Origin of the sequence: Acinetobacter rudis, assembly GCF_031157835.1 — a bacterium.
Lineage (GTDB): Bacteria > Pseudomonadota > Gammaproteobacteria > Pseudomonadales > Moraxellaceae > Acinetobacter > Acinetobacter rudis_A.
The window spans coordinates 235,555-250,986 of sequence record NZ_JAVIDR010000003.1; the positions used below are offsets into that span (position 1 = coordinate 235,555).

At 37.6% G+C, this 15,432-nt stretch carries 16 protein-coding genes; 7 read left to right on the forward strand and 9 right to left on the reverse strand.

Translation table 11 applies throughout. The features are described from left to right. Nucleotides 1-3: 3 nt before the first annotated feature. The gene (locus RFH42_RS05045; RefSeq protein WP_308974495.1) at nucleotides 4-723 is read right to left on the reverse strand and encodes a pseudouridine synthase; all 720 of its coding nucleotides are present in this window, start codon (nucleotides 721-723) and stop codon (nucleotides 4-6) included. Between the two features lie 187 nt (nucleotides 724-910). On the opposite strand from RFH42_RS05045, the gene RFH42_RS05050 reads away from it, so the two are divergent. Further along, the gene (locus RFH42_RS05050) at nucleotides 911-1,369 is read left to right on the forward strand and encodes a DUF441 domain-containing protein (protein WP_308974496.1); all 459 of its coding nucleotides are present in this window, start codon (nucleotides 911-913) and stop codon (nucleotides 1,367-1,369) included. On the opposite strand, the gene RFH42_RS05055 is transcribed toward RFH42_RS05050, so the two are convergent. Beyond that, nucleotides 1,366-2,286 carry a LysR family transcriptional regulator gene (locus RFH42_RS05055; RefSeq protein WP_308974629.1) on the reverse strand — a complete coding sequence of 307 codons (921 nt, stop codon included), beginning with the start codon at nucleotides 2,284-2,286 and terminating at the stop codon, nucleotides 1,366-1,368. The two genes, RFH42_RS05050 and RFH42_RS05055, sit on opposite strands and share 4 nt — an antisense overlap. A gap of 139 nt (nucleotides 2,287-2,425) precedes the next feature. Next, nucleotides 2,426-3,433, reverse strand: a complete 1,008-nt coding sequence (locus tag RFH42_RS05060) for an ion transporter (RefSeq protein ID WP_308974497.1) — start codon at nucleotides 3,431-3,433, stop codon at nucleotides 2,426-2,428. A gap of 242 nt (nucleotides 3,434-3,675) precedes the next feature. Between RFH42_RS05060 and RFH42_RS05065 the strand changes: the two genes are divergently transcribed. Beyond that, on the forward strand, nucleotides 3,676-5,031 hold the full coding sequence (locus RFH42_RS05065; RefSeq protein ID WP_308974498.1) for an amino acid permease: 1,356 nt from the start codon (nucleotides 3,676-3,678) through the stop codon (nucleotides 5,029-5,031). A gap of 426 nt (nucleotides 5,032-5,457) precedes the next feature. After that, entirely contained in the window at nucleotides 5,458-6,339 is an 882-nt protein-coding gene (locus RFH42_RS05070; protein WP_308974499.1) for a hypothetical protein, read from the forward strand. A gap of 200 nt (nucleotides 6,340-6,539) precedes the next feature. Here RFH42_RS05070 and RFH42_RS05075 read toward each other — a convergent pair whose 3' ends face one another. From RFH42_RS05075 to RFH42_RS05085, 3 genes are all read right to left on the reverse strand, one after another. Continuing rightward, nucleotides 6,540-6,734 carry a heavy-metal-associated domain-containing protein gene (locus RFH42_RS05075; RefSeq protein WP_308974500.1) on the reverse strand — a complete coding sequence of 65 codons (195 nt, stop codon included), beginning with the start codon at nucleotides 6,732-6,734 and terminating at the stop codon, nucleotides 6,540-6,542. A gap of 118 nt (nucleotides 6,735-6,852) precedes the next feature. Then, a complete protein-coding gene (gene cueR / locus RFH42_RS05080) occupies nucleotides 6,853-7,251 on the reverse strand; it encodes a Cu(I)-responsive transcriptional regulator (protein WP_308974501.1) in 399 nt (132 codons plus the stop codon). Nucleotides 7,252-7,288: 37 nt separating this feature from the next. Next, nucleotides 7,289-9,766, reverse strand: coding sequence for a heavy metal translocating P-type ATPase (locus RFH42_RS05085; RefSeq protein ID WP_308974502.1), 2,478 nt, complete (start codon nucleotides 9,764-9,766; stop codon nucleotides 7,289-7,291). Between the two features lie 260 nt (nucleotides 9,767-10,026). Here RFH42_RS05085 and RFH42_RS05090 point away from each other — a divergent pair, with 260 nt between their 5' ends. Then, nucleotides 10,027-10,404, forward strand: coding sequence for a copper resistance CopC family protein (locus RFH42_RS05090; RefSeq protein ID WP_308974503.1), 378 nt, complete (start codon nucleotides 10,027-10,029; stop codon nucleotides 10,402-10,404). 81 nt (nucleotides 10,405-10,485) lie between these two features. Here RFH42_RS05090 and RFH42_RS05095 read toward each other — a convergent pair whose 3' ends face one another. The 3 genes from RFH42_RS05095 to RFH42_RS05105 all read right to left on the reverse strand — a co-directional run bounded on the left by RFH42_RS05095 (nucleotide 10,486) and on the right by RFH42_RS05105 (nucleotide 12,489). Next, nucleotides 10,486-11,169 (reverse strand): LrgB family protein, encoded by a 684-nt coding sequence (locus RFH42_RS05095; RefSeq protein WP_308974504.1) that lies wholly within the window; start codon nucleotides 11,167-11,169, stop codon nucleotides 10,486-10,488. Further along, nucleotides 11,166-11,549 carry a CidA/LrgA family protein gene (locus RFH42_RS05100; protein ID WP_308974505.1) on the reverse strand — a complete coding sequence of 128 codons (384 nt, stop codon included), beginning with the start codon at nucleotides 11,547-11,549 and terminating at the stop codon, nucleotides 11,166-11,168. Before RFH42_RS05100 ends, RFH42_RS05095 begins: the two co-directional genes overlap by 4 nt. Before the next feature lie 112 nt (nucleotides 11,550-11,661). Further along, complete coding sequence (locus RFH42_RS05105; RefSeq protein ID WP_308974506.1) at nucleotides 11,662-12,489, reverse strand: hypothetical protein; 828 nt, start codon at nucleotides 12,487-12,489, stop codon at nucleotides 11,662-11,664. Between the two features lie 330 nt (nucleotides 12,490-12,819). Here RFH42_RS05105 and RFH42_RS05110 point away from each other — a divergent pair, with 330 nt between their 5' ends. Genes RFH42_RS05110 through RFH42_RS05120 form a run of 3 tightly spaced genes read left to right on the forward strand, consistent with a single transcriptional unit; the run spans nucleotide 12,820 to nucleotide 15,429 of the window. Next, nucleotides 12,820-14,274, forward strand: a complete 1,455-nt coding sequence (locus RFH42_RS05110) for a cytochrome ubiquinol oxidase subunit I (protein WP_308974507.1) — start codon at nucleotides 12,820-12,822, stop codon at nucleotides 14,272-14,274. Beyond that, on the forward strand, nucleotides 14,267-15,271 hold the full coding sequence (cydB, locus tag RFH42_RS05115) for a cytochrome d ubiquinol oxidase subunit II (RefSeq protein WP_308974508.1): 1,005 nt from the start codon (nucleotides 14,267-14,269) through the stop codon (nucleotides 15,269-15,271). The genes RFH42_RS05110 and cydB overlap by 8 nt, the downstream gene beginning before the upstream one ends. Nucleotides 15,272-15,303: 32 nt before the next feature. Further along, a complete protein-coding gene (locus RFH42_RS05120) occupies nucleotides 15,304-15,429 on the forward strand; it encodes a DUF2474 domain-containing protein (RefSeq protein WP_308974509.1) in 126 nt (41 codons plus the stop codon). Nucleotides 15,430-15,432 lie beyond the last annotated feature (3 nt).

Genomic DNA, 15,432 nt, shown 5'->3' on the forward strand with positions numbered 1-15,432 from the left:
TATTCATATCGTTAATATTGCTTCTGGGTCTTTGATTAAAGCAACTTGCTCATGGCTCAGGTATTGCCATTGCCCTTCAGCTAACTCCTGTAATTGTAAAGCACCCATTTGCGCACGATGTAAAGCTTCAACTTTATTTCCAACCGCGGCTAACATCCGTTTGACTTGATGATACACCCCTTGGTGAATAGTCAGCTGCAACTGAAATTCGGATAAGCGAAATACATGGCTGGCCGCAAAAATACCTTTCTCATTATGCAGTTCAACACCCTGCTCTAATGCTTGTATTTGTTGATCGGTGATTGGATCAGTACAATAAACTTGATAGACCTTAGGGACATGCTTCTTAGGATGTGTCAGTGCTTGTAATAACTGCCCATCATCGGTAAATAACAATAAGCCCGTAGTATCCTGATCTAAACGTCCAACACACTGTAAACCACGCTGTAATAAAATTGGATCAAACAAGTCAAACACACTTAAATGATGCGTTGCTTGGTGAGAGCACTCATATCCTTGTGGTTTATGTAAGGCTATATACACTTTCTCGCGATACTGATAATCCTGACCAAACACAGAAAAATTAAGATCAGATACGTTGAAACGCTGTTTGGCATCATTTAAAACAATACCATCTATGCTTACAGCGCCCTGCTTAATCAATTGTTGACAATGTTTTCTCGAACCAAATCCTTGAGACTGTAAAATTTTTTCTAAATACATATTCTAACCACACTAAATACTACAGGTAGTTTAACTGAAGCATCATGATGGGCACAGCCTTAAATATTATTTAAGAATCATTTATTAGCTTGAGTCTTGGTTGTTTTATATACACTCCTATATGCTTAGCTGCTTTTATTAAACTTGATCTCGTATAATAGCTTTGCCTTTTAAAAATGAGTTTGTTATGAGTATTTCCGCTTTAGATCTTAATCTAATGGTGCTTATTGTCTTGTTAGCATGTGGAGTATTAAGCCATAACAGTGCAATTACCATTGCCGCAGCTGTACTGATTATCTTTCGTTTAACCCCATTGCAAGTTTATTTCCCCTTCTTGCAAAACTATGCCTTACATATTGGTATTGTGGTACTCACGATTGGTGTACTCACTCCCATCGCCAGTGGGAAAATTCCAGGAGATGATATTTTAAAATCATTTTTTAATTGGAAATCTGTTTTGGCTATTCTTGTCGGTATTACTGTAGCTTGGTTAGGTGGCCGAGGGGTAAAACTCATGTCCAATCAGCCTAATATTGTTGCTGGGTTATTAATTGGCACAGTCGCAGGAGTTGCATTATTACGTGGTGTACCTGTAGGCCCACTGATTGCAGCGGGCATATTGTCACTGTTGATTGGGTACAATTAATTTTGGTAATACACAGGGCGTTTTTGAGAAAATTTTTCCAATTGCTTTAAGAAGCCCTCAAAATAACTTTTCTGTGTATCTTCTACTCGGTAACCTGCATATAAAGTACGACGCAGTCCCTCTGGTGCAACACAATCAAAACGACGTGAGGTTACCCAGCCTTTTTGCTCATATTCATTAACAACCCAATCTGGTAGTGCTGCGATACCACGTCCACTAGCAACCAACTGAATGAGCATTTGAGTTAAATCAGTCGTCCGAATGTTTTTAGGCTGTATATTCGCTGGTATAAACAAATGCGCCATAATATCCAAGCGATGCTTATCGACAGGATACGTAATTAAGGTTTCCTCGGCTAAATCAGCAAGTTCTACTCGCTCTTGACGTACCAAAGCATGCGTATTTGAAAGGACCAATCGTGATTCATATTCAAAGATAGGGAAATAGTCCACCCCTTTCATTGCAATTGGATCTGCGGTAATCAACAAATCAAATTCTGCATTTTGCAATAAGTCATGTGGGTTTGCTTGAAAGCCAGAGGTAAAATCTAAATCTACATCAGGGTATTGTTGACGATATTGATTCAATAAAGGCATTAACCAATCAAAACAGCTATGACATTCTGATGAGAAAATAATACGTCCAGTCTGGCCATGAACAATGCGCGTAATATCAGATTGAGTGACCTGAAACTGAGGTAAAACCTCGTCTGCTAGTTGTAATAAACGCAAACCTACATTAGAAAAAGTCACCGGACGACTTCGGCGATTAACCACTTCAACACCATACCAATGATCTAATTCTTTCAATTGGTGAGAAATAGCTGAAGGCGTTAAACATAGGTCATTAGCCGCCGCAACCAATGAACCATGTTCACGTAATGCAGATAAAGTTTTTAAATGACGAATTTCTAACATAATACAAACCATGTGAATTTCACTCAGTATACAGTGAAATTCATTAGTTTGCTTCATGTTAAAGACCTTTTGGTTCTATTTTAAATAGATGAATAGAACTAAAAATAGAACATTTAACTCTAAAGCTTATTTTACTTATTTAGTAATCACCTTCATGTGTACTGTCTTTAGGAAGTTTGTGACCACAATTTGGACAATAGCAATAATGGTGACGTTGTGCTTGTAAGGCTTGCTCTCTTTGCTCTCTAACCAGTTTACGGATGATATCTTCTGTCTGTTCCACCGTAAGCCCAACTTGTTTGCGAATCTCTTCTATTTGTTGATGATCCTTAACTAAATCTAGATCCTGATGATGCAATACTGTTTGAAATTTAAGCTCCAACTCATGTTTACGCATTTCCAACTCATTGGCTATACCTGTTGCTAAAATACCTGCTGGCAAAGCTGCAAGACCTAAGCCCAAAATAGTAATCAAGGCACCCAAAAATTTACCCAGTGGTGTAATCGGGGTCACATCACCATAACCGACTGTCGTTAAAGTCACGACTGCCCACCACATTGATGCAGGAATAGAACTATATACCTGCGGTTGTGCCTGATTCTCAACAATATAGACACCTGCTGCGGCCATAACAATTAAAATAGATAAAATAAACAATACCGCTTGGAATGAGCCCTTCTCACGTTCCAACACGCGCAATAAAATCTGCAATGATGTGAAATAGCGGGTAAGTTTCAATAAACGCAATAATCGTAAAGTTCTTAAAATACGTAAATCAAGATGAACAAAGAAGTTAAGATAAGCTGGTAGAATTGCAAGTAAATCAATAATCGCACCGCCACTGGTGACCCATTTCCAACGCATCTTCCACGCATTTTGTTCAGGGTTTTCTTCAGCTACGCTCCAAAAGCGTAACAAGTATTCTGCTGTAAAAATTGTAATTGAAATATTTTCAAACCAATCAAAAAGGCGCCTATGCTCAAAATATATACTATTTACTGTTTCAAGAATTACGGCAAATACGTTAGCAAGAATTAAAACAATTAACGCAATATTTATGGCGACACTTAAGCGAGAATGGTTATCCTCGTCATGTAAATAATCATAAACAAACTTTCGTAATGACATCCAGCTCTTTGTAATCATAGTGTGGGCTAAAATCTAAAATATGCTTTATGGTAAATAATTCATAAATTTTTGACAAACTACAAAGTATATTTGCCTAGTTTTTCCATCAAAAATCAAGAAAACACCCTAAAAAATTTATGTTTCAGTATTAATGCAAAAATAACATTTTATTATTGTGACAATATTCATTATATTGGTCGGATTTTTCCCCATTTGTAGAATGATATGGCTTCGGCGGTATCAACCTTATTGGTATATTTATGTCATCAGAACAGAGTAAATTGAAACATGGTTTAAGCAATCGACATATTCAGTTGATCGCTTTAGGTGGTTCAATCGGAACTGGTCTCTTCCTCGGTATCTCTCAGACCATTAAACTTGCAGGTCCATCAGTCATTCTTGGCTATGCAATTGCAGGTCTCATTGCATTTTTTATGATGCGTCAACTTGGAGAAATGGTCGTTGAAGAACCTGTAAGTGGATCTTTTAGCTATTTCGCTTACAAGTTTTGGAGTCCTTTCGCTGGCTTTATGTCAGGCTGGAACTACTGGGTACTCAACGTGCTGGTCTGTATGGCAGAACTAAGCGCTATTGGCCTTTATGTTCAATACTGGTGGCCTGAAATTCCCAATTGGGTTTCCGCACTTGGCTTTTTCATACTTATTAATATTATTAACTTAAGTCATGTAAAAATTTTTGGTGAAATGGAATTTTTATTTTCTATCATCAAAATCTTAGCCATTATTGGCATGATTGCTTTCGGTGCTTATTTACTTGCCAGTGGTCGCGCTGGTGATACTGCTTCTGTATCCAACCTTTGGGCATTGGGTGGCTTTTTCCCAAATGGATTTAGCGGATTAATTATGGCAATGGCCATTATTATGTTTTCTTTTGGTGGTATTGAATTAGTTGGTATTGCAGCAGCTGAGACTAAGAATCCAACCCAAACGATTCCAAAAGCAGTCAACCAAATTGTTTACCGTGTACTCTTGTTTTATGTTGGAACAATCTTCATCTTATTATCACTTTACCCTTGGAACCAAATTGCCGAAGGTGGAAGCCCATTTGTACTAATTTTTGATGCGCTGGGCAATGTTGGAGTTGCAGCTGTACTCAATTTCATTGTTTTAACTGCAGCAATATCGGTATATAACGGTACAAGCTATGGTACAAGCCGCATGTTATTAGGTCTTGCAGAGCAAGGGAATGCACCGCGTGTATTGAGCAAAATTAATAAGCGTGGTATTCCTTATGCTGCAATTTTATGCTCTGCTTTTGTAACAGCTATCTGTGTATTTTTAAACTACATTTTCCCCGAAGATGCATTTAAACTTCTTATGAGCCTTGTTGTTTCAGCCATTGTAATCAATTGGACTATGCTCTCATTGACCCATATCAAGTTTAAAAAATCGATGATTCAACAGAAGAAAGTAACACTCTTTCCGAGTATTGCTTATCCGATCACAAACTATATTTGTGTTGTATTCATGGTGGGAATATTGGTGATTATGTGGAATACACCAACAATGCGAATTGCAGTCATCTTGATTCCTGTTTGGTTGCTATGCTTAGGTACTGCCTACTTTTTTAAAAACCGTAAACGCAGTCCTAACTAATCATATTTTCATAGCCATATATGAATATAACCCAGTTAAATTCCTCAATTTAACTGGGTTTTTTTATTCAATCACTAATAGTAAATATCTCTACAATTTTTTTATAAATAAATATATAAAATATAAGTTACATCGCACATCCACGCCAAAGCAAACTATTACCATCACAAATCCCGCAACATCAGTATTATCATTATTTTTGATGAAATCAAATTGTATGTATTATTTATTCACTGCAACTTATTATAATAACAACAATATAAATAATATTATATTTTAAATTTAAAACACTATAATTATTTAAAACCCATATATAATAAATAAGAAAACAATGATGCACTTTAATATCCAGATATCCTAAATAGAGATATTAAAACCAACCGAATTACTCATATATAAACTACATATTAAATGGAGACATTCATCGTGCCAACTTCAGAAAAAAATAATTTAGCCATATTAGATATTTTCAACCAACAGATCATTACATTTGACAAAAATACAGGTCAAATTAAAACCATTATTGAAGATATTGGTTATGGAGATGGTATACAAGTTGACACTACAAACGGTTTTTTTTACTGGACTGATATGGGTGCATACCGCGAAGGTGAAGACTTTTTACATCCTGATGGTGCAATCTATAGAAGTAAACTCGATGGTAGTGACAAACTTAAAATTTTAGGCGATGGACAATTTTACACCCCTAAACAATTGCGACTTGATCATACAAATCAAAAACTATATTGGTGTGATCGAGAAGGTGGTGCCATTTTTCGTGCCAATACCGATGGCAGTGAACTTGAAAAACTAGTCGATCGAGGTATCCCCGGAATTTATCCCAAGCATAAATTAGACCAATGTGTAGGCATTGCTTTAGATAAACACCATAGTCATCTCTATTGGACCCAAAAAGGAACAGTAAAAGGTGGTCAAGGGAGAATATTTCGTGCTGATTTTAATTTCTCCTCCAACCCTCAGTTCCATAATATTTCCACACTACTTGACCACCTCCCTGAACCTATTGATTTAGAAATTGATCATCAAAATCAAATTCTGTATTGGACAGATCGAGGGGCTGAACCGAATGGCAACTCACTAAATGCTGCAAAAATAACAGCACATGGTTTGGAAGATCATCAAGTCTTAGTGCGTGGTTTTAAAGAAGCAATTGGAATGGTTTTAGATAAATCACATTTCTACGTTTCAGATTTATCAGGATGTGTTTATCGTATTGATATAAACACATTAGAAAAAGAATTATTTTATTCTGCAGGCCAAGGAATAACAGGGATGGTTATTTACTAATGAATAGAAGAACCGTCTTCACAGCAACATATTCATTTAGATATGCAACTGAATAATCTCAACCCTAGAGATTAAAACCACGTATTGTAAAATATTTGGTTTACTTTTCTTCTAAACATAAAGCCCTAGTGAAATATTATTTCACTAGGGCTTTGGTTTTATCATCTTCTATGTCGAAAACAATAAGTACTATATAATGCTTACTGTTCTACCGCTGGAAAACCATCTTCTGCTAAAGCAACAAGAATTTGGTTAAGATCGGCTGAACTGGTTAAATTTACTGTTTTAGTGCTGACATCAATGTCTACTTTTGCCTCTGGATCAATAGATTTAATTGTTGCAGTTACACCTCGTGCACAGCCACCACAAGTCATATTTTCAATCACTAATTGCATGGAATTACTCCTTCATAACATCATCATATCTTGATATTGCAAAGCTTAAACCTTGCCACAATGACAGAGTCAAGCCTGATCATCTCTCAATTCATTTATTTTTAGCCACGACACATAATTAGGTGCTCATGCCCTTTTCTAATTGATCTAAAATACTACATTCAGGATGCTCATTACCGGCACAACATGCAACGGATTGCTCCAATGCCTTAACCATATCTTGCATGGCCCGAATTTTGGCATTCAGTGTCGCAATATGCATAGAAGCCAATTGTTTAACCTCCGCACTGCTGCGCCCAGTATTACGCCAAAGTGAAATAAGTTCTTTCATTTGTTCAGAAGAAAAACCCAATTCACGTGAGTGTTTAATGAATGCCAATGTCTTTAGATCTTGATCAGCGTAAATTCGATATCCTGCATCTGATCGGCGTGCTGGCTCAATCAGACCAATCTCTTCATAATATCGGATCATCTTTGCAGAAATACCCGTATGTTTAGCCACTTGACCAATATTCATTGAAGTCCTCCAATCGGATAACACTATTGGTGATTAATTATTTTAATGCCACAGGTTTAAATGCCTTTAATCTTAAGGCGTTACTTAATACAAACACTGAAGATAAGGCCATTGCACCTGCAGCGAATATTGGTGAAAGTAATATACCAAAGCTTGGATATAATAAACCTGCTGCAATTGGAATTAATGCCACGTTGTATGCAAATGCCCAAAATAAATTCTGTTGAATATTTTTCATCGTTGCTTGGCTTAACGCAATTGCATTCGGAATCCCAACTAAGCTACCTGACATTAACACCACATCTGCAGCTTCAATCGCAACATCAGTCCCTGTGCCAATTGCCAAGCCCACATCTGCCTGTGCCAAAGCAGGAGCATCATTAATACCATCGCCTACATAAGCCACATAGCCATAGCGTTGTTGTAACTGCTGAATCGCTGCAACTTTACCCTCTGGTAGAACTTCTGCAATAACATCATCAATTTTAAGCTGTTTTGCAACTGCTTCTGCAGTGTGCTTATTGTCTCCAGTAATCATAGCAACGCTTAAGCCTAAACGGTGTAATTCACGAATAGCAGAAAATGTGGTCTCTTTAATTTGATCAGCAACTGCGACTACAGCAGCCAATTGATGATCAACAGCCACATATAAGGGTGTTTTCGCTGCATTGCCCAAACGTTGAGCAGTTTCACTAAATTGAGATAAATCTATACCAAGCTTTGTCATGAAACGATCAGCACCAATGTGAATTGTTTGCCCCTCCACCTCAGCTTCAATGCCATAACCAGTGATCGATTTAAAGTGATCTACTTTTGATAATACCAAACCACGTGCTTGAGCAGCTTCAACGATTGCTTGTGCAATAGGATGTTCTGATTTGGCTTCAACCGCTGCAACTTGCGCCAATACTTTATCATGATCAAAACCTGCGACCGTTTCAAAGTCACTCAAACTTGGCTTACCTTCCGTCAAGGTCCCTGTTTTATCTAATGCAACAACACGTGCATTTTTCAAGCCTTGTAGCGCATCACCTTTACGAAATAACACCCCTAGTTCAGCAGCACGTCCTGTCCCGACCATAATTGATGTAGGCGTCGCTAACCCCATTGCACATGGACAAGCAATAATAAGTACAGCAACTGCATTCACTAAGGCAAAACTTAAAGCAGGTTCAGGACCAAACCATAACCAAATGACAAAAGTTAATAATGCCAACAGCATTACTGCAGGCACAAACCACAATGTGATTTTATCTACAAGTGCTTGAATGGGGAGTTTCGTCCCTTGGGCTTGTTCTACCATACGGATGATTTGAGCCAAAACAGAGGAACCACCCACCGTTGTTGCTTGAATACGTAGGCTTCCTGTTTGATTGATTGTGCCACCAACAACCTGACTACCAACTGTTTTTTCTACTGCTAATGGTTCACCAGTCATCATTGATTCATCTATGTAACTTTGTCCTGATAACACCTCACCATCAACAGGAACACGCTCACCTGGCTTTAACTCTATCACCATGCCAGTGAGAACATCTTCGATCGGCAGCTCAACAAGTTCACCGTTCTGTTCAACTCTTGCTGTTTTAGGCTGCAACCCCAATAAATGTTGAATTGCTTGAGAAGTACGCCCCTTGGCTTTAGCCTCAAAATAGCGGCCCAATAAAATTAGGGCAACAATCACAGCTGCAGCTTCAAAATAAACATTGACTGTGCCTGTAGGCAACCACTGCGGTATAAATGTCGCAATAATAGAGTAACCATAGGCAGCCAAAGTGCCTACTGCCACCAAAGAATTCATGTCAGGAGCTAAACGCAACAATGCAGGAATGCCATGCCGATAGAAACGACGACCAGGTAAAATTAATATCAGTGTTGTCAACACAAACTGTATTAACCAGCTATTATGCATGCCTAAAGTTGTACTAATGAATTGATGGAATGTAGGTAGCAAATGCGACCCCATCTCTAAAATAAAAACAGGCAGTGCAAGTAGTGCAGCAATGTACAAATCACGTTTGAGTGACGTTTGTTCCTGCATTTTTTTATCGATTTGACTTAGATCATCTTGTTGATTCAACAAGTGTGCTTGATAACCAGCTCGAGCAATGGCTTGGATTAATTGTGGAACATGCACTGAAGATGAAGCTTCAATTGTTGCTTGTTCTGTTGCTAAATTTACTTGTGCTCGACGTACCCCTGGCACTTTGCTTATTGCCTTTTCAACACGTCCAACACATGAGGCACACGTCATCCCCTCTACATTTAATACAATAGCTGGTGGCACTTTCACAGCAAATCCTGCACGTTGTACAGCAGCTTCAATAACTGCTGGATCAAGCTCATGCTCACTTTCGATAAATGCAGTTTCAGTCGCAAGATTGACAGAAACCTTATTTACTCCTGGCACTTTTTTTAAAGTACGTTCAACTCGTCCTACACAAGACGCACAAGTCATACCTTCAATAAGGATACTGTCTTGATACTGTGTAGTCAGCTCTGGTTTATTGCTCATTCTGCATTCCTCAAATCATTGAGTAAGATCATGCTATTAGCTTAAAGATTACCCTCATGGTAAGGTCAAGCTTTGGACTGAAATTCTCCCAAATTGTTTACATAACTTTGAAATCGTAACAAGGATAAAGGGCGAAAAACAAATTTACACCTAGCCTTTATAAACATTAAAAACAAAAACACAGTATTCACTTTGAGCGAGCAAATAAAAGCTTTGAAAATGATTTTTCTTCTTTTCATCGTTTAGACGAGATGTTTCTTATGATTTTCACTCAACATAAAAGCTATATTCATTTTGCACTGGCACTCATACTGGGTTTGAGTAGTAGTCAACTCTACGCCCACAGCAAATTAATCAGCTCAACCCCTGCATCTGACAGCACTGTTTCACAGTCACCTAAACAAATAAAACTCAGTTTTAATGAAAAAACCACGTTAAAAAAGATAGAGATACACGATGAAAATCACAATGTAATTCCACTCAAATTTAAGGCGCAGGCTGCTGCAGCAAAAAACTACACCATTAATGTCCCAACCCTCAAAGATGGAAGTTATAGCGTACACTGGAAATTAAAAAGCAAGGATCAACATTTAACCGAAGGCTCTTATCCATTTAGCATTGCTAAAACTGCCCCTTAACCTTTAATTATTTATGTTTAGTTCGCCATTTTAGTCATATCATTTAACTATGGCGAACTTTACAGATGATTCACTTTCTTATTACAAAAATAGCCCGATGACAAATGGACCAAACAATACCATCATAATGCCTGAGAGAATCATAGATAAACTTGCAATGACGGCTTCTTGTGGATGTCTTTGTTGGGCACATGCAATCCCCATAGCATGAGCCGCATTCCCCCAAGCAGCTCCATTTGCAAGATAATGATTAAAACCAAGCATTAATAAGATAAAGTCCCCAATCACCATCCCCACTAAACCTGTAATTACAGTAAATAAAGGCACCAAACTAATCGATCCGCCAATTTGCTCTGTCAAAGCCAAAGCAAATGGAATCGAAATTGAGCGTGCAAGTAAACTATTCGTCAGTACAGTGTCAAAATCAAAATAAACAGCAAATATCCAACTGCTAAGCACACCTACAACCATAGCAATACAAGAACTCAAAATGAGCACTTTAAAATGCTGTCTAATGACTGCGCGAAAATTATACATCGGAATGGCAAAAGCAACTGTTACAGGTCCTAACATCGTTACTAAATATTGGTTATACATATGATATTCAGCATATGGCCGATCAAAAATAACTAAAACTGCAATACTCAGCAAAGACACCAAAATAATGGGAGATAGAATAATTTTCTGAGTATGTAAAAAGAGTTTTTTACACAGTATATAAAGTACTAAAGTTAAACCAAGAAATAATATACCCATTGTATTCATGACTGCGCCTTCTTCTGAGTTGATTTACGCAGTAACCATTGAATACTCCAAACACTACTCACCATAACGCATATTGTACTTATCGTTATTGCAAAAACCAGCTGACCACCACGTTGCAATAACAATTCTTGATACTGAATTAAGCCAACAACAGGGGGAATAAAAAACAACAGTAGATTAGCCAATAAAAATTGTGCTCCCTGCTCAACCATATTGATTTTAATCCACTTCAAATTTAGCAGTAACAGTAATAAAAATAAGCCGAGTATTCCTGAGGCTATAGGTAGCTGTAAACTGGTTTGAATAATATAGGCAATCACCCAAATGAAAATAATCAATGCCAGTTGCACAAGCACAGTGAGATGATGTTGGAACGTCATGAATCTTTAAACCTTGAAATTCAGTCTTGCAACTGATGCAAATCCTTTGCAGTAAGTCAGCTGATTATTCCCATAGAACTCAACTGAGAAATAGAGTCAAAGTATCACATCATTATGCTTTTAACTGCATTGGTTGTTGCTTAGACTGCAGATGATTTTGCAAACGAGTCTGCATAAACTCACCATATACCGAGAGTTTTTCATAAATATGTTCTGTGTAGAACATATCGTCAATGAGGTGTTGTAACTGTTGATCGCGATAATCAACGCAGCTTTGCAATAATTCAGCATTGAGTTTGGAGAATTGCTGACAAAGCTCGCTGTAACACGAATCTTTCTTTTTAAACAGCAGTTTTGCCAAATTCAATGGTTCATCAAGCAGCATGTTACCTAATGCCTCAGTAGAAAGTACTTGAATCTGAATTTGAAAAAACTTTTCTAATTCAGCACATTTTTGCAAATCTATGGCCAAAGGACTGATTAAAAATATGCTTGAAATATCAGAACGACATAGTGCTTTTACTAAAGCCAAGTGCAAAAAATCGCGGTCTGATAAATCATTAGGCATCAAGTCAATAACCAAGTTCAATGCATCTAAACTTTCAAAATCCTGTCTAAATGACTGAGCTTCAACTTGATAATAACGTTGAAATACATCCAATACTGCTGAGGTTGCCGGTGTACTATAAATTACCTTTTGATTAAGATTGGCTAAAACAAAAGGTGAAAATAAGTAGGCTAAACTTGCATGCCCCATTGGAATGGCAGATTGAATAATCGCATGAGTTTTGGCTTTAGAAAAATTACGTAAGACTTTGGAACGCAATAATGTCGCTTCGATATTAACATATTGCTGTTGTAATATACTGTGGGTTGAATTGGAAAAATGCTCTACGCCCAATATTTCAGCAATAGCATTCAACTGTGTCGTCACAAACATGTATTTACCCTTTGTTGTCAGTCCATTTTTAATCAATTATCTGAACGATGCACTGATCGAATGACTATTTTGCAGTAAATAATGCATCAGTTATAGCAACAAATATTGCAAAAAAAAATATAACAGATCAGCTCCACTCCTTAAAATCTGTTATAAATTTTCGCTAAATTTCTGTACCTACTCAAAGCCTATTTTACCCTGCACTATTTAAATAATATTTTAACTAGGTAGTGATAATGCACCAATCTGTGTATTAAAACGGATTACTGGATCTTAATTTTCTCAATATCGTACTCACTACTGTAGTAAAACTCGCTTGGGGAGTTGCACATGAGTTTAGGTTTAACAGCCTTAGAGTTGGCACGTATCCAATTCGCTTTCACCGTTTCTTTTCATATTATCTTCCCTGCCACCTCAATTGGTTTGGCATGTTTTCTCGCCTTATTAGAATGGAAATGGTTGCGCACGCAAAATCCAGTCTATCGTGATTTATTTAAATATTGGATTAAAATTTTTGCCATTGCCTTTGGCATGGGGGTTGTATCTGGCGTAGTCATGAGCTATCAGTTTGGTACGAACTGGAGTGAATTTTCTCGTATTGCGGGAAGCATAACAGGCCCATTATTAACCTATGAAGTACTCAGTGCCTTTTTCTTAGAGGCTGGATTCTTAGGTATTATGCTCTTTGGTTGGGGGCGCGTGAGTGCTAAAGCTCACTTTTTTGCAACACTTATGGTCGCTGTTGGTACCTGTATTTCGATGTTCTGGATCTTATCATCAAATAGTTGGATGCAAACACCTCAAGGTTTTAGCATAGTAAATGGTCTCATTGTACCTACTGATTGGTGGGCAATTGTCTTTAACCCTTCTTTTGCCTATCGCTTTGCTCACATGGCCACAGCTGCCTTTTTAGTGTCATCACTCTTAGTTGTTGCAACAGCAGCATGGCATTTGTTTAAAGGCCGCCGTGATGAGCTTGTTAAAAAATCATTTTCTCTAGGCTTATGGATGGTGCTTGCAACCTCCACAATGCAAATCATCTTAGGGGATTTACATGGTTTAAATACCTTAAAACATCAACCTGCAAAACTCGCTGCGATCGAGGGACATTGGGAAACCAATCATGACCACGGTATGCCACTGCTATTGTTTGCTATACCAGATATGCAAAATGAACGAAACCACGCTGAAATTGGCCTGCCCAATGTAGGAAGTTTGGTATTAACACATAGCCTTGAAGGTAAGGTTACTGGTTTAAAAGACTTTTCGGTAGCTGATCGACCTAATGTGCCTATTGTATTTTGGAGTTTTAGGGTTATGGTCGGCCTTGGTGTTTTGATGCTCTGTATGTCCATACTCGCACTTTGGCTTAGAAAAACTGGTCGTTTATACAATACCTCATGGTTTCATCGTTTTGCATTCATCATGGGACCAAGTGGTTATATCGCTTTACTTGCAGGTTGGATCACAACCGAAGTAGGTCGCCAACCGTGGTTAATTTATGGCGTACTGCGCACCAACCAAGGCTTATCTCATAGTGTGAGTGCCGATCAAGTCGGAATCAGTCTGATTATTTTCGTTCTTGTTTATAGCATCGTTTTTGGTACTGGTATTTACTACATGTTTAAAATCATGCGTACCGGCCCTGTATTTTTACATGAACTAGAAACCACAACAGACCGATTTAAAACAGCACGGCGTCCACTCAGTGCTGTCGATGATGCAATCGAATACAACGACGATCAAACAAATTCTAAACCACAAAAGGATAATTCACATGATTGATTTAGCTCTGGTTTGGGTGGGAATTATTGGCCTTGGTGTGCTCATATATGTCATTCTAGATGGTTTTGATTTAGGCATTGGAATTTTATTTCCACTGATTAAAGAACAACAACAGCGCGATGTAATGATGAATACTGTTGCCCCTGTTTGGGATGGTAATGAAACTTGGATGGTTCTTGGTGGAGCAGGTTTATATGCTGCTTTTCCACTTGTTTATGCAACTGTCCTTTCAGCCTTATATATGCCAATCATGCTCATGGTTGTCGCACTGATTTTTCGTGGTGTCGCATTTGAATTTCGATTTAAAGCTAACCGAAGTAAATATCTTTGGGACCATGCCTTTATATGGGGTTCTATCATCTCTAGTTTTTTACAAGGTGTTATTTTAGGTGCATATATTCAAGGCATTGAAACAACAAATGGAATATATACGGGTGCAGCATTTGATTGGTTAACCCCTTTTAGTTTGTTCACTGGACTAGGTGTTGTTGTTATGTATGCTGCCTTAGGTTGTGGATGGTTGATTTTAAAAACTGAGACAGCATTACAACTACGTATGTACCAACTTATGCCTAAATTAATTTTAGTGCTATTACTCATTTTTGCTGTAGTCAGTTTATATACACCTCTGACGCATGCAAATATTGCAGAACGTTGGTTTAGTTTGCCTCAACTCTATTACTTTAGCCCAGTACCTATATTAGTGATCATTTTCGTTGCACTGATTATATCTGCATGTAAAAACCGTCTTGAATATCAACCTTTTGTATATACATTAGCATTAGTCTTTCTCGCCTTTACTGGTTTTATCATTAGCTTATGGCCAATGATCATTCCACCTACAGTTACAATTTGGCAAGCAGCTGCACCTGCATCAAGTCTAAAGTTTACTTTAGTAGGCGCTGTTATTTTTATTCCCATTATTATTGCTTATACCATTATGGGTTATTGGGTATTTAGAGACAAAGTGCGCGTTGGTGATAGTGGCTATCATTAAATTTGTTATCTACACAATATATTGGAGACATTATGTTTCATAAACGTCAGCTTCATCTAAGCTCAATGCAATGGTTTATTTTATTGTGGCTAGTCGGTTTTTTAGGTTTAGCAATTATTGCTGGATTATTTAAAATTATGTTGTACTTTGCCTATTAACCT